Raw genomic sequence first — 13,428 nt, 5'->3', positions numbered from 1 at the left:
GGCGGGAAGGATCGGGCGCGAGCACCGGGCAAATCGGCGGAGCTAGGCGTGGTGGTGGAGGCCCTCGAAGACCATGGCGATGACGTCGTCGGCAAGTTTCTCGGGCGTCAGGGGGCCGCCCGGCTTGTACCACTCGACCAGCGAGTTGATGGTGCCGAAGAGCAATCTCGTGGTGGTGCGCGGATCGATATCCTTCCGCACAGACCCCTCGGACCGGGCAGCTTCCACAAGGGCAGCCACCTGGTGATCAAAGGCACGACGGCGCTCAAGGGCTTCGCGCTCAACCTCCGTGTTGCCGCGCAGCCGCAGGAGCAGCGTCACGAAGGGCAACCGCTCGGTCAGGACGGCAATGGTGCCGCGCAGCACATATTCAAGGCGCTGGTCAGCCTTTCCATCGGTCGCGTCAGCATGGGTCAGAACCGCCTCGAGCCCGCCGAGCGCGTGATCCAGCGCCAGGCGCAACAGATCGCCCTTCGAAGGAACGTGGTGGTAGATAGCAGACTTGCTGATACCCAGGTTCTCGGCGAGCACGCCCATCGAGGTAGCCTCGTAGCCGTGCCGGTTGAAGACGTCAACGGCGATGTTGAGGACAGTCTGCTGGTCGTATCCGGGACGTCCGCGACGCGTTGCGGCCTGTGAACTGGGCATACGGGCTATTTTCGCATGAACGTTCGGTCAGCAGCGCTTTCAAGCGCCGAACTACGCCTTGGGTCGCAGGTCATAAATCCGCTTCAGCTTTCCGCTGGAGCGTGCCAGGGACCCCGTCTCCACAACCGATACCGCGCAGCTTGATCCGATGTGAATCTTGATCTGCTCGCTCAACTGGGAAGCGGCAGCCGCGGCGTCGTCGGAACTCACACCCTCGCGAGGCTCAATCCGGATAGTCAGCTGATCCATCCGCTGTCCCTCCGGGCGTGTGAGCTCCAGTTGGAAGTGCGGGCTCAGCGCCGGAATCCGCAGCGCAATCTCCTCGATCTGTGTGGGGAAAAGATTCACGCCGCGCAGGATGATCATGTCATCGCTGCGTCCCGTAATCCGGTCCATGCGGCGCATTCCCGGACGGGCCGTGCCGGGCAGCAAACGCGTGAGATCATGCGTTCGGTAGCGGATGATGGGCAGCGCTTCCTTGGTCAGCGAGGTGAAGACCAGTTCCCCGGATGAGCCGTCGTCGAGCACCGCATCTGTGAACGGGTCAATGATTTCCGGGCGGAAGTGATCCTCCCAGATGTGCGAGCCGTCTTTGGTTTCAACGCATTCGCCGGCGACGCCGGGACCCATCACCTCTGAGAGTCCGTAGATGTCGCACGCGTCGAAACCCATGCGTTCCTCAAGCTCGTGCCGCATTTCGGACGTCCATGGCTCGGCACCAAGCACCGCAGTCTTCAACGAGGTGCTTCGCGGATCGATTCCGGCTGCCACCATCGCATCGAGGATCGTGAGCAGATAGCTAGGCGTGCTGAGGATGGCGTCGGGCTCGAAGTCGCGGATGAGCTGCACCTGGCGCTCCGTCTGCCCGCCGGAGATCGGAATGACCGTGCAACCGAGCTTTTCGGCACCGAAATGCGCGCCCAGGCCGCCCGTGAAGAGACCGTAGCCGTAGGCGTTGTGAACCTTATCGCCCTTCTTGACCCCGCTCGCCCGCAGGGACCGCGCCACAAGCGAAGCCCACCGGTCAAGGTCCCCAGTGGTATAGCCGACGACGGTAGGCCGTCCGGTGGTGCCTGAGGACGCATGAATCCGCGCCACCTGGTCCTGTGGAACCGCAAACATGCCGAATGGGTAGGTCTGCCGAAGGTCTTCCTTGGTTGTGTAGGGGAACTTGGCGAGGTCCGAGAGCTCACGCAGATCGGTGGGATGGACCCCGGCGTCGTCGAACTTGCTGCGGTAGAGTTCTACCCTCTCGTACGCGTACTTGACCGTCCACTGGAGGCGCTCCAACTGCAGTTCTTCGATGCGGCCGCGGTCGAAACCCTCTTCGGCATCCCAGGTTGCGGCGTCCGCTGCGGTTGCCTTGATGGCTGTGGTGCTCATGCGTTCCTCTCTTCGGACTGGTTGTTCGGCGCGTTCCCGGACGGTTGGGAGCGGCGGTTGGGGACCGTACGCGAGCGTCCCCGGAACTCAGCAATAAGGCGCGTGTCGCCGTCGTCGTTCGCTGCTGTGATGGCGATGTCGTAGAGCCCGCTGCGTCCTGCCGAGGCCCGCCGATTGGCAACGGCGGTAAGCAGCTCGCCCGGCAGGGCGGAGGAGAGGAAGTTGATATCGACGCCGGACGCAACGGTGATGGTGTCCGTTTCGCCAACGGGATTACAGGCAAGCGCGAAGGCCGAATCGGCGAAGGCGAAGACCATGCCGCCGTGCGCAATGCCGAAGCCGTTCAACATCTCCTCGCGGAGGCGCATGGTGATGGTGGCATGCCCGTCCGCGAGTTGGACCACGTCGATTCCCAGCCAGCGAGAGGCATGATCCAGTTCGAGGATGGGGTGTGCAGGACGGACGTCAGTGTCCTTCATGGAGGCCTCTCAGAATTATTTACCGAATGTTCATTAGGTAATACCGGCACGGCGCCGACTGTCAAGCTGATGTTGGCATTGTGGCGCACCATCGGGACCTATAAAAGAGCCCTGCCGCACGCCCGCCAGCGGTGCTAGTCTGTTCCGCACAGCGGCGCTCCGGAAAGGGGTACGCCTTGCGACAACGAATTTTCCGGCTACTGGCCATCGCAGTGTGCTCGGTGTGGACGATCACGGCCTGCACGGTCCCGAATCCCCCGGAAACCGCGCCGACTTCGACAAGCACGGAGCAAACAACTCCGGCGCCCACAAGCACAGCCCCAACCACCACAGCCCCTACAACAGAGGCACCAACAACGACGCCGGCCCAGCCCCACGTCCAGGCGGTTGTCTCTTCCAACTCGCTCGCAACCGATGCCGGAGCTGAGATCCTCAACGCGGGCGGGACCGCCGCCGACGCGGCGGTGGCGGTGGCCGCGGTGCTGACCGTCGTCGAGCCGTTCTATTCGAGCGTTCTGGGCGGTGACACCTGGGCCCTCTACTACGACGCCGGCACGCAGGAAGCCACGAGCCTCAACGGTGTGGGCCCCGTTGGCAGCAAGGCGACGCTGGAAGATTACTCCGCCCGGGCGGGTGAGTACGGGATGCACCAAGCGATCCTGCCGGGTGCCTGGGACGGCTGGATGCTGTGGCTTCGCGACCACGGGAGGCTGGACCTGCGTGAGGTGCTCGCGCCTGCGATCGGGATCGCGCGGGCCGGCTATCCGGTCAGCACCGAAATGACCTTCTGGCTGACCCAGCAGGAAGTTAACATCCGGAACAGCCCCAAGCTGAGCGAGCTGTACCTGCGGAACGGTGCGTTGGTTGCGACCGGCCAGACCGTCACGCAGCCCGATCTCGCCGACACGCTCGAGGCGCTCGCAACCGCGTACGACGACGGCGCAGCCTCCTCGGGTGACGAGGCCGCCTCCCATGCGGCCGGCATCCAGGCCGCTCGGGACTACTTCTACCGGGGGCCCCTTGCGGAGGCGATCGTTGCGTATTCCGACGAGTTCGGCGGGTACCTGACACTTGAAGACTTCGCCGGGTACGAGGCGGAGCAGGTGGAGCCGATCTCGGTCGACTGGGGCCAAGGCCTCACGGTCCTGCAGAATCCGCCGAACAGCCAGGGGATCGCGATGCTCCTTGCACTGAATATCCTGAAGGCTGAGGACTGGACCGGGCGGTCGCCGTCGGACCCTGACGTGGTCCACCGCCAGGTGGAAGCGGTGAAGCTCGCCTATGCCGACCGCTTCGAGTACATCGGCGATCCGGACCGCACGGAGATGCCCGTGGAGGAACTGCTCTCGGACGAGTATGCCGCCACACAGCGCACCCGGATCGACATGGAGCGCGCGGCCGAGTGGCCCATCGAAGCCGGGCTGGACCGGCAGGCGACCGACACCACAACCTTCCACGTAACGGACGCCGAGGGGAACGCCTCAGCAGTCACTACCAGCCTGGGCGGCCAGTTTCTCGTGGTCGGGGACACGGGCATCCACATCAACGAGCGCATGAAGTTCATGTCAACCGATCCGGACAACGTGAACGCCGTGGCCCCGGGCGCAACCGTACGGCACACGTCCAACCCGTACATGGTGCTCCGGACCGGCCGGCCGTACCTGCTCGGCGGGAACACGGGCGTCGATACCCAGCCGCAGGCGCAGCTCCAACAGTTCATGAACGTGGTGGCGTTCGGGCTGGGTCCGCAGGAGGCTGTAGCCCAGCCGCGCTTCGTGAGCACCGCATTCCCGGCGTCGATTTTCCCGTATCCCGCGGACAACATCCTGCACGTCGAGACGAGCTACCCGGCTGCGACGGTTGAGAATCTGCGCGCCCGCGGCCACAACATCGCGATTGGGATCGGGATCTTCGGAACAGCGAACATGCTTGAAATCAGCGAGGACGGTTTGACGGCCCGCATCGGCGCGGAGCCCCGCAACGACACCGCCAGCGGTGTGGTGCTTCCGCCTTAGCGCCCAGCGGCTATTCGTGCGTGGGTTCGCCCGTGACGCGGTGGTCTGCATGGTTCATCCCTTCACGGACCAGGCGTGCCAGGTGCCCGTCGATGATGCTGTAGACAACGTTCCGGCCCTCCCTTTTCGCGCTGACCAGCTGGGTAAAGCGCAGCTTCGCCAGGTGTTGACTGACTGACGTCCGGGTTGCGCCCGTCCGCTCTACGAGGGAGCCCACACCCGCAGGATGCTCCGCGAGGAGCCAAAGGATGTGTAACCGGGTGGGATCAGCGAGCATCCGGAAGGTCGCAGCGCCTGCTTCCAGACGCGCACTGTCCGGCGTGATCGGGTGGTGCAGGCTCGGTGCACCGGATACCGGACTCTCGCTCATGTCTCACCTTCCCGACAGCGTGGACATTCCGTCGGCCTCCATTGCGGGCTCTGCGGGCCAGAGGCGAATCGCCGCCATTGTGCCCAGTGTAGCCAGTACAGCGAGAACGACGGCGGCGCTCACCTGACCGGCGACCGCGCCAACCCAGCCGGCCACTGGGTAGGTGAGGATAAAGCAGGCGTGGGACAGGGAAAACTGTGCGGTGAAGAGGTGCGGCCTGGTTGCATCCGTGGCCGCCCGGCGCAGTAACCGCGCCGAGGGCGTATTGATCATTGAGGTGCCGGCACCGAGGAACGCCCAGACCGCCAGCATCGCAGCCCACGGGGGTTCTGCAAGGACAACCAGGACCGCAGCAGCCATGCCGGCACTGATTACAGCCGCACCTGCGAGCATGAAGCTGCGGTCAGTGATCCGTTCCAGGAGGCGCGGAGTGATCAGGGCGATCACCATGGAACCCGCACCGAAGCAGGCGAGAGCCAGCGCGACTTCAGCATTGGATCCAGCGTAGATGTCCCTGACGTAAACCACCGTGTTGACCAGCACCAGGGCCGTTCCGCCGGCGACCACCAGGTTCAGGGCCAACAGGGCCCGCAGGGAAGGATCCCGAATGAAGATCCGGCTGCCCAGCGTCGTGCGATGCCAGACAGAGCCGGTGTTGGCCTGTACCGGCACGGAGGGTAGCCGGGCGGAAACGACCATCAGCGCGGAGAACAGGAACCCGGCCATCGTCCCCATGAAAAGGTTCGAGTAGCTCATCAGCGTCAGCAGCGCGGCGGCCAGCGCCGGGCTCAGCAGGGACTCCAGATCGTAGGCAAGGCGTGAGAGTGACAATGCCCGCGTATAGTCGCGTTCCTTCGGCAGAACAACGGGAATCAGTGACTGGAAAGCCGGCGTGAAGGTCGCGGAGGCCGATTGCAGGATGAACACCAGGATGTAGATCTGCCAGGCCTGGTCGATGAAGGGCAACGTCATCGCGATGCCGGCGCGCACCAGGTCCGCGCCCACCAGGACGGCCTTCTTCGGCAGTCTTTCCACCAGGGCCGCCATCACCGGGGCAACGAAGACGTAGGCGAGCATCTTGATGGTCAGTGCTGTGCCAAGCACGGCGCCCGCCCGGCCGCCGGCGAGGTCGAAGGCCAGCAGGCCCAGCGCAACCGTCAGCAGGCCAGTTCCCAGCAGAGCGATCACCTGGGCTGCGAAAAGATTCCGGTACGTCGGTACCTGCAGGACACTGAACATGGGCACAAACATATCTTTAAGTGCGCAGTTGTGCACATATGAACCTGTGCGGCATGGATGCGTGCTGTACTCTCAACCAAATCCTGCCGTTCTGCCGGTAGATGATCGGGTTTCAGGGAAACGCGTAAGGAGCAACCAGTATGAACGCAACAGCACCCTTCCCGGATGGGTTCCTGTGGGGAGCGGCTACCGCTGCCTACCAGATCGAGGGCGCGGCACACGAGGACGGTCGGCAGGACTCCATCTGGGATGTCTTTGCGCGCGTTCCCGGCGCCGTTGCTGACGCCCATAACGGCGACGTCGCCTGCGATCATTACCACCGGTACGCCGAGGATGTTGCGCTCATGAAGGAACTGGGGCTGGGCGCCTACCGCTTCTCGACATCATGGTCACGGTGCATGCCAGATGGCAGGACCCCTAATCCGGCGGGGATCCGGTTCTACTCGGACCTGGTGGATGAGTTGCTCGCTGCGGGCGTCACGCCGTGGTTGACCCTTTACCACTGGGACTTGCCGCAGGCGCTGGAGGACGACGGCGGGTGGACCAAACGCGAGACGGCGCACCTTTTCGCGGAGTACGCCAGAACCATGCACCAGGCACTCGGCGATCGCGTCCGGATCTGGACCACCCTGAATGAGCCGTGGTGCTCTGCGTTCCTCGGGTATGCCTCGGGTGAGCACGCTCCCGGGAGACAGGAACCCGCTGCGGCCCTGGCCGCCGCTCACCATCTGTTGCTTGCGCACGGACTGGCAACGCGTGAACTGCGGAAGGGCGACCCGGACGCCCAACTGGGACTCACCCTCAACTTCACCGTTCCGGACCCGCTCGATCCCGACAGCGAGGCTGACCGCGACGCCGCCCGGCGCATCGACGGACAGTTCAACCGGATCTTCCTGGACCCGGTGGTGAAAGGGCACTACCCGGAGGACGTGCTCGACGACGTACGCCACCTGGGTTTCGAGCGTTTCATCCAGCCCGGCGACCTTGACATAATCGCCACGCCGATCGACCTGCTCGGGGTGAACTATTACCACGGCGAAGCGGTCACCACCACAGCGCAGCCGCCCGTGGATAGGCCCGAATCGGCGCGTCGGCTTTCCTCGCCGTACGTCGCGGCCGACGGCGTATCCTCGGTCCCGCGCGGCCTGCCCGTGACCGCCATGGGCTGGGAGGTCCAGCCGGAGGGCCTTCGCAGGCTTCTGAACCGCCTGCACCAGGACTACACCGGGCCCAGGAACATTCCGCTTTACATCACGGAAAACGGCGCTGCGTACAACGACCACCCGGACGAATCCGGCTACGTGGATGACCAGGACCGCCTTGCCTTCATCGAATCACACCTCCACGCCGTCTCCGACGCCATCGCAGACGGCGCGGACGTCCGCGGCTACCTGGCGTGGTCGCTGCTCGATAACTTCGAGTGGTCCTGGGGCTACCACCAGCGGTTCGGCCTGGTGCGTGTGGACTACGAAACGCAGCGGCGCATCCCGAAGGCAAGCGCGCGCTGGTTCGCCGACGTCATCCGCGCCAACGGACTACCCGCCCGGACCACCCGGTGACCCTGGTGGTCCACCCGGCTCACCAGGCCCGCCCGGCTCACCGGGTGGCGCTGGTGGCCCGCCCGGCTCGGAACTTGGCGGCGGTTCTGGGTTGTCTGGCGGCCCGACGCCGGGGCCGGACTGCTCCGTAGGTGCAGGTGTTGGGGAACCCGACGGCTCAGGTGCGGGAGTGGTGCTTGGTGCGGGCGCAGGCTCAGTCGGCGCAGGTTCAGAAGGCGCAGGATCGGGTTCCGGTTCAGGAGGTGGGGGCTGGCTCGGTTCCGGTTCCGGCTCCGGTGTGGGCTCGGGATCAGGTGCCGGATCCGGTGCGGGGGTGGTAGCGGGTGCGGGCTCCGGTGCGGGAACAGGCTCAGGGGCGGGCGCAGGTGCCGGAGCGGGTACTTGAATAGGCGCTGGCGGGAAGGGCAGGCCGGGTGTGCCCGTTGGCTCTGGACTGGTTTGCTCCGGTGCTGGCGTAGCTGACTCAGACGGCGTGCCGTCGCTCAGGCTGCGATCGAGAAACACCCGGAGGTTGGTCATCGCTTCTTCTATCTCCCGCTGTTGTACGGAGTCGACTGCCCCAATGAGAGCGAGCGCACCCAATCGGGTACTCAGGCTGTCCAGCGCGTCCAGTGCTTCGGCGAAGTCGCCGCCCACGGAAAGTTGGCTGACTTCCAGGACGTCTGCCTGAAGCTGCCGCATTGCGGCCGCACCACTGTCCGGGGCAGGACTACAGCCGCTGAGCAGTGCCAGGCTTAGCGCTGCTCCTGCGGAGCAAAGACGGGCTGCTCTCTTCTTCACGGGGTGACACTCTCCTGCAAATTTTCCAAAAGTTCGCCAAGTTCCCCGGTCGCCGGAGGATAGTCAATGGGTTGGGAGTCCGTTCCCGGCAGAAGAGCAGGAACAAGGAAAGCCGCCGCAGTCAGAAGGGTTAGCACTGCCAGAAGCACTATCAGTGCCCACTGCAGCGCTCCCGGCCTGCGCCTGCGCGAAGATGTCACCGACCCTGAAGCCCCGTGTCCACGGTCCCCTTCGTCTTCTTCGTCAGGGGTATGCAGTGGTGCTCCGCGCCGGTTCTGCTGCGGTTGCTGTGCGGTTATGGGAAACGCCTCGTGTGGTGCGGCAGACGGCGATGCTGCTGTCGCATCCGAGGCTGTCAGGGCCGCCGTCGCTTCGCTGTCTTCGCCAGGCCCAACCACACCTACTGCTGCCGTCGGTAAGCCGGCCCGGGTATCGCCGTCGAGATTCCTCGCTGGGACAACCGACTGGCGGGTTTCACTGAACTCGGAATCGAGGACTGCCGAAACGTCCTTCGCGGAAGGACGGGCAGCCGGATCACGCTGCGTCATATCGCGGAGCAGCCGGCCCCAATCGCAGTCCGGCCAGGGAATTGCCGGGTCATGGTGGAGGCGGGCAGCGGCCGAGGCTGCAGCGGGACCGGGAAATGCGGTCTCCCCGGTGAGGCACTCAAGCAGGACCAGGCCGAGGGAATAGACATCGCTGGCAGCGGTCGCCGCAAGGCCTTCAGCCTGCTCGGGACTGAAGTAGGCAGCGGTGCCGACGGATTGGCCGGTGGCAGTCAGATGTGCATCTTCTACGAGGCGGGCGATGCCGAAATCCGTGAGTTTGGGCTTCTCGGCACGGCGGGGATTGCTGCTGGCACCAATGAGGATGTTGCCCGGTTTCACGTCGCGATGGACTACACCCTGGTCATGGATATATGCCAGCGCCTGGGCCACTCCGCGGCCCAGCGCCTTCGTTTCACCTTCAGTGAGCGGTGCATGGGAATTGGTGCGGCGGAGGTCCTCGCCGGTGATCAGTTCCATCACGAGGAACGCCCGGTGATGGAGGTCTTCCTTGTCAATGCCGATGTCAAAAACAGTCACCAGATTGGGGTGGTTCAGGCTGGCCAGTATCCTCGCTTCGGCCTGCTGGCGGGCCTCGTCATCCGATCCGACCGGCCCGGTGTGGAAAACCTTGACTGCTACGTCACGGCCCAGTATTTCGTCCCGTCCCTGATGGACTGACGCCATGCCACCCTGGCCGATGAGGCTGACAAGCCGGTACCGGCCTCCAAGGATTTGGTGCTGGACAGGCTCGTCCTGGGGGCCATCGGCTCCCACAGTTGTCGCAGCATGTGCCGAACCGGCACGCTTGCTGTCCATCTGTTAACTATACCGACGCGGGCTGTCATCGGTGGGCTGCAGGACGCCCGGCAGGGCTCCGAACACTTGTGCACTTTCCATACTGTGTATTCGGAGCCCAAGCCCTGAAAGATCGCGAGGTAGCGGGAATTTCGGGCCTACCCCGCGACGCCGGCGGTCCGCGTAAGCGGCGCCGTCGCACCGAGCGCGTCCGCAGCGAACGCATAGTCCCAGGCGACATCCTTCCACTGCTCGTAACGTCCGCTCGCGCCGCCGTGGCCGCCGTCCATCTCGGTCTTGAGCACGATCGGTTCGCTGCCGGTGGTCACCTCTCGCAGCTTCGCAACCCACTTCGCGGGCTCCACGTAGAGCACGCGTGTGTCGTTGAAGCTGGTGACGGCGGCGATGCGCGGGTACGTGGTTGCCTTCACGTTCTCGTACGGCGTGTACTCCTTCATGTACCGGTAGACCTCGGGATCGGTGATCGGGTTGCCCCACTCTTCCCACTCCAGCGCTGACAGCGGCAGCTCCGGATCGAGGATGGTGGTCAGCGCGTCCACGAACGGGACCTGCGCGATTACGGCACGGTACTTCTCCGGCGCGAGGTTGACGACGGCGCCCATCAGTAGGCCACCGGCCGATCCGCCGATTGCGGCGATCCGGTTCCGGTCCACCCAGCCGGATTCGGCGATGTGCGTGGTCGCATCGACGAAGTCGGTGAAGGTGTTCTTCTTGGCCAGCTTCTTGCCGTCCTCGTACCAGGTCCTGCCCATTTCGCCGCCGCCGCGGATGTGAGCGACTACGAACATCACGCCGCGATCCAGCAGCGACAGCCGCGAGATCGAGAACCCCGGGTCCATGCTGATCTCATAGCTGCCGTAGGCGTAGATGACGGCCGGGTTGGTGCCGTCATCGGTGAGATCGCGGCGCCGCAGCACCGACAACGGAATCTGCGTACCATCGGCCGCTGTTGCCCACTGGCGTTCGGCGACGTACTCCTCCGAGCGGTAACCGCCGCGCACCGGGGTTTCTTTGCGCAGGGTCAGCTCACCGCCGTCGAGCAGGTAGTCATAAATGCGGGGCGGTGTGAAGTAGGAAATGTAGGAAAGCCGGATCATCGGGGCTTCGAACTCGGCACCGGCGAGGGTGCAGGTGTAGAGATCTTCCTCGAAGGAGGGCTCGATCGGCGCGTGTTGGGACGAAGTGCCGAGACCTTCCCTCGGCAGGATCTGCACCCGCATGGTGGTGTCCTTGCGCACTGAAACCAGGACGTGCGTGGCCGTGACGGTCGCGCCGTGCACGCGGACGGCGTCGTCGTGCTCTACGACTGTCAACCACTGCTGCTCGGTGAGGGGGCGCTCGAACTGCTCAGCACCCACCAGGCTCACCATCGAGTTTTTCGCGCCGCGGTCATGGGTGAGGAGGTAGTGGAGGCGGCTGTCGATGGTCAGCGGTTCCGCTTCATAGAGCACACGCTCGGAACGGGGAATGAGGGTGGTGAGTCCGGCGTCCTGATTGCGCAGGTCCAGCACCCGGTATTCGCTGTACTCGGAGCAGCCGATGCCGATGAGCAACTGAGTGCGGTCAGCGGAGAGGTCGAAGCCGGTCCACATGGCGACGTCGTCCTCCTGGTAGACCAGCGCGTCGTCGTCGACGGCGGTCCCGAGACGGTGGGATTTCACCTGGTAGGGGCGCCAGCTGTCGTCCACGACGGTGTAGAACACCTGCCGTCCGTCCGGGGAAAACGCGACGCCGTAGAAGACGTTCGGGATCTCGTCCGGCAGCAGTTCACCGGATCGCAGATCCTTGATCCGGAGGGTGAAGCGCTCATCGCCGGCGTTGTCCACGCTGAAGGCAAGCAGGTTGCCGTCCTCGCTCACCGCGATCCCGCCGACGGAGAAGAACGGCTTGCCCTCGGCTTCGGCATTGCCGTCCAGCAGTATCTGCTCGCCGGGCACCGCCTGGCCCGGAACCACCTCGGGGGGAGTCCAGTCTTTAGCGACGTCCCCGGTATCGGTTGCACGGACGCGGCAGTGGATGCTGTACTGCTTCCCTTCCTCGGTGCGGGAGTAGTACCACCAGTCCTGCTTGCGGGCCGGCACCGAGAGATCCGTTTCCTGGGTGCGGTTCTTGATCTCGTTGAAAATGTCCTGACGGAGCTGTTCCTGACCGGCAGTAACGGCGTCGGTATAGGCGTTTTCTGCCGTGAGGTGCTCGACAACCTCCGGATTGTCCTTGGCGCGCAGCCACTCGTAGTCGTCGACGAACGTATCGCCGTGGTGGGTGCGTTCGGTGGGAACCTTCTTGGCGACAGGAGGGGTGACAGTCATGGCACCATCCTGCCAGAGCATGGCGCAGGCGACGCTCACGACGGTTCCGTGCAGGTTTGAAGTGCGCAGGTGCGTGTCGACGGGGAACACGCCGATGATCGTGGGAGGACGCACGCCGAACCTGCGCGGAATCGTTCTGCGGAAGGGCCGGGATGTCAGCCGGGAGCGGCGGCGGTAGACCCCCGGACTATCAGGTCAGATTCGAAGAGGACCTCGGTGCGGCTGCCTGGCTCACCCGACAGCTCCGTGAGCAGCGCCTGAACCGCCGCCTCCGCCATGGCGGAGACGGGCTGCCTGAGCGTTGTCAGCGGTGGGTCGGTGAAAGCCATCAGCGGAGAGTCGTCGAATCCGACGATCGACACGTCCTCCGGTACACGCAGGCTCCGCGAGCGCGCGGCGCGAATGGCGCCGAGGGCCATCACGTCCGACGCGCACACAATGCCGGTATGACCGGACTCCAGAAGCTCGACGGCTGCACTGTGCCCGCCCTCGATGCTGAACATGGTAACGGCTTTGTGCTCGGGGGGATCCGTCTGGCCCAGGTGTTGTTCGAGACCCGCCCGAAACCCTTCTGCCTTCCGCCGACTGGGAATGAAGTGCTCCGGCCCTGTGGCAAACCCGATGTTTCGATGGCCCAGGGAGGCAAGGTGCCGGACAGCGGTCTGGATGGCCATGGAGTCGTGATTGGCAATGGAAGGGGCGTCAATCTCGGGTCGGGTTCCGTTGGTCAGCACGAAAGGGATACCGCGTGCCCGCAGCCGGTGATACCTCTCAACACTTGCACGGCCGTCCGCGTGGGCGGCGCACACAAAAATCAGGCCACTCACGCCCTGATCCAGCAGCAGGGAGACATACTCGTCTTCCGTTACGCCGCCCCCCGGCAGAGTGCACAGCGCGGGAATGTAGTCGTTGGGGGCCACCAGGGCGCTGATGGCCCCTGCGAAGGCGGGAAAAATCGGGTTGACCAGGTCCGGGACCACGATGCCGATCTGCCCTTTCGCCCGGCCTGACAGGCGGTCCGGCCGCTCATAGCCAAGGTCATCCATGGCGGTCAGCACGGACTGCCGTGTCTCGCGTGAGGCGCCGCTGCGTCCGTTGAGTACCCGCGAGACCGTCGGCACACTGACTCCGGCACGGCGCGCAACGTCTTCCAGTCGGGGCTTGTCATTCAACGGAGGAAAATTCACGCCTCCATCGTATCGGGGCACATTACCAGTGTGAAAACTTTCATGAAACTTTCAGCAAGCTATTGACCGTTCGGTGTGCTGCTTCCTAGGGTGAG

Annotated in this window: 11 protein-coding genes; 2 read left to right on the top strand and 9 right to left on the bottom strand. The window is 64.6% G+C overall.

The window, feature by feature from the left end:
* Positions 1-42: 42 nt before the first annotated feature.
* Genes BJ994_RS12275 through paaI form a run of 3 tightly spaced genes read right to left on the bottom strand, consistent with a single transcriptional unit; the run spans position 43 to position 2,510 of the window.
* Positions 43-648 (bottom strand): TetR/AcrR family transcriptional regulator, encoded by a 606-nt coding sequence (locus BJ994_RS12275; RefSeq protein ID WP_167994513.1) that lies wholly within the window; start codon positions 646-648, stop codon positions 43-45.
* A gap of 51 nt (positions 649-699) precedes the next feature.
* Positions 700-2,031, bottom strand: a complete 1,332-nt coding sequence (gene paaK, locus BJ994_RS12270; protein ID WP_167994511.1) for a phenylacetate--CoA ligase PaaK — start codon at positions 2,029-2,031, stop codon at positions 700-702.
* The gene (gene paaI / locus BJ994_RS12265) at positions 2,028-2,510 is read right to left on the bottom strand and encodes a hydroxyphenylacetyl-CoA thioesterase PaaI (protein WP_167994509.1); all 483 of its coding nucleotides are present in this window, start codon (positions 2,508-2,510) and stop codon (positions 2,028-2,030) included. Before paaI ends, paaK begins: the two co-directional genes overlap by 4 nt.
* Positions 2,511-2,686: 176 nt before the next feature.
* Here paaI and BJ994_RS12255 point away from each other — a divergent pair, with 176 nt between their 5' ends.
* Entirely contained in the window at positions 2,687-4,525 is a 1,839-nt protein-coding gene (locus tag BJ994_RS12255) for a gamma-glutamyltransferase family protein (RefSeq protein ID WP_209066823.1), read from the top strand.
* 10 nt (positions 4,526-4,535) lie between these two features.
* Here the strand turns inward: BJ994_RS12255 and BJ994_RS12250 are convergent, their stop codons facing one another.
* Positions 4,536-4,895: an ArsR/SmtB family transcription factor gene (locus tag BJ994_RS12250; protein WP_167994507.1), complete on the bottom strand. Its 360-nt coding sequence runs from the start codon at positions 4,893-4,895 to the stop codon at positions 4,536-4,538.
* Positions 4,896-4,898: 3 nt separating this feature from the next.
* A complete protein-coding gene (locus BJ994_RS12245; RefSeq protein WP_167994505.1) occupies positions 4,899-6,134 on the bottom strand; it encodes an MFS transporter in 1,236 nt (411 codons plus the stop codon).
* A 140-nt stretch (positions 6,135-6,274) separates the two neighbouring features.
* Here BJ994_RS12245 and BJ994_RS12240 point away from each other — a divergent pair, with 140 nt between their 5' ends.
* Complete coding sequence (locus BJ994_RS12240) at positions 6,275-7,693, top strand: GH1 family beta-glucosidase (protein ID WP_167994503.1); 1,419 nt, start codon at positions 6,275-6,277, stop codon at positions 7,691-7,693.
* Here the strand turns inward: BJ994_RS12240 and BJ994_RS12235 are convergent.
* The 4 genes from BJ994_RS12235 to BJ994_RS12220 all read right to left on the bottom strand — a co-directional run bounded on the left by BJ994_RS12235 (position 7,670) and on the right by BJ994_RS12220 (position 13,333).
* Complete coding sequence (locus BJ994_RS12235; RefSeq protein ID WP_167994501.1) at positions 7,670-8,473, bottom strand: hypothetical protein; 804 nt, start codon at positions 8,471-8,473, stop codon at positions 7,670-7,672. The two genes, BJ994_RS12240 and BJ994_RS12235, sit on opposite strands and share 24 nt — an antisense overlap.
* Entirely contained in the window at positions 8,470-9,837 is a 1,368-nt protein-coding gene (locus BJ994_RS12230; RefSeq protein ID WP_167994499.1) for a serine/threonine-protein kinase, read from the bottom strand. The genes BJ994_RS12235 and BJ994_RS12230 overlap by 4 nt, the downstream gene beginning before the upstream one ends.
* Positions 9,838-9,974: 137 nt before the next feature.
* Entirely contained in the window at positions 9,975-12,167 is a 2,193-nt protein-coding gene (locus BJ994_RS12225) for a S9 family peptidase (RefSeq protein ID WP_167995995.1), read from the bottom strand.
* A gap of 134 nt (positions 12,168-12,301) precedes the next feature.
* Positions 12,302-13,333 (bottom strand): LacI family DNA-binding transcriptional regulator, encoded by a 1,032-nt coding sequence (locus BJ994_RS12220; RefSeq protein WP_342450370.1) that lies wholly within the window; start codon positions 13,331-13,333, stop codon positions 12,302-12,304.
* Positions 13,334-13,428 lie beyond the last annotated feature (95 nt).

It is taken from the genome of Arthrobacter pigmenti, assembly GCF_011927905.1.
Lineage (GTDB): Bacteria > Actinomycetota > Actinomycetes > Actinomycetales > Micrococcaceae > Arthrobacter_D > Arthrobacter_D pigmenti.
This window is presented reverse-complemented; position numbering and strand designations above follow the sequence as displayed.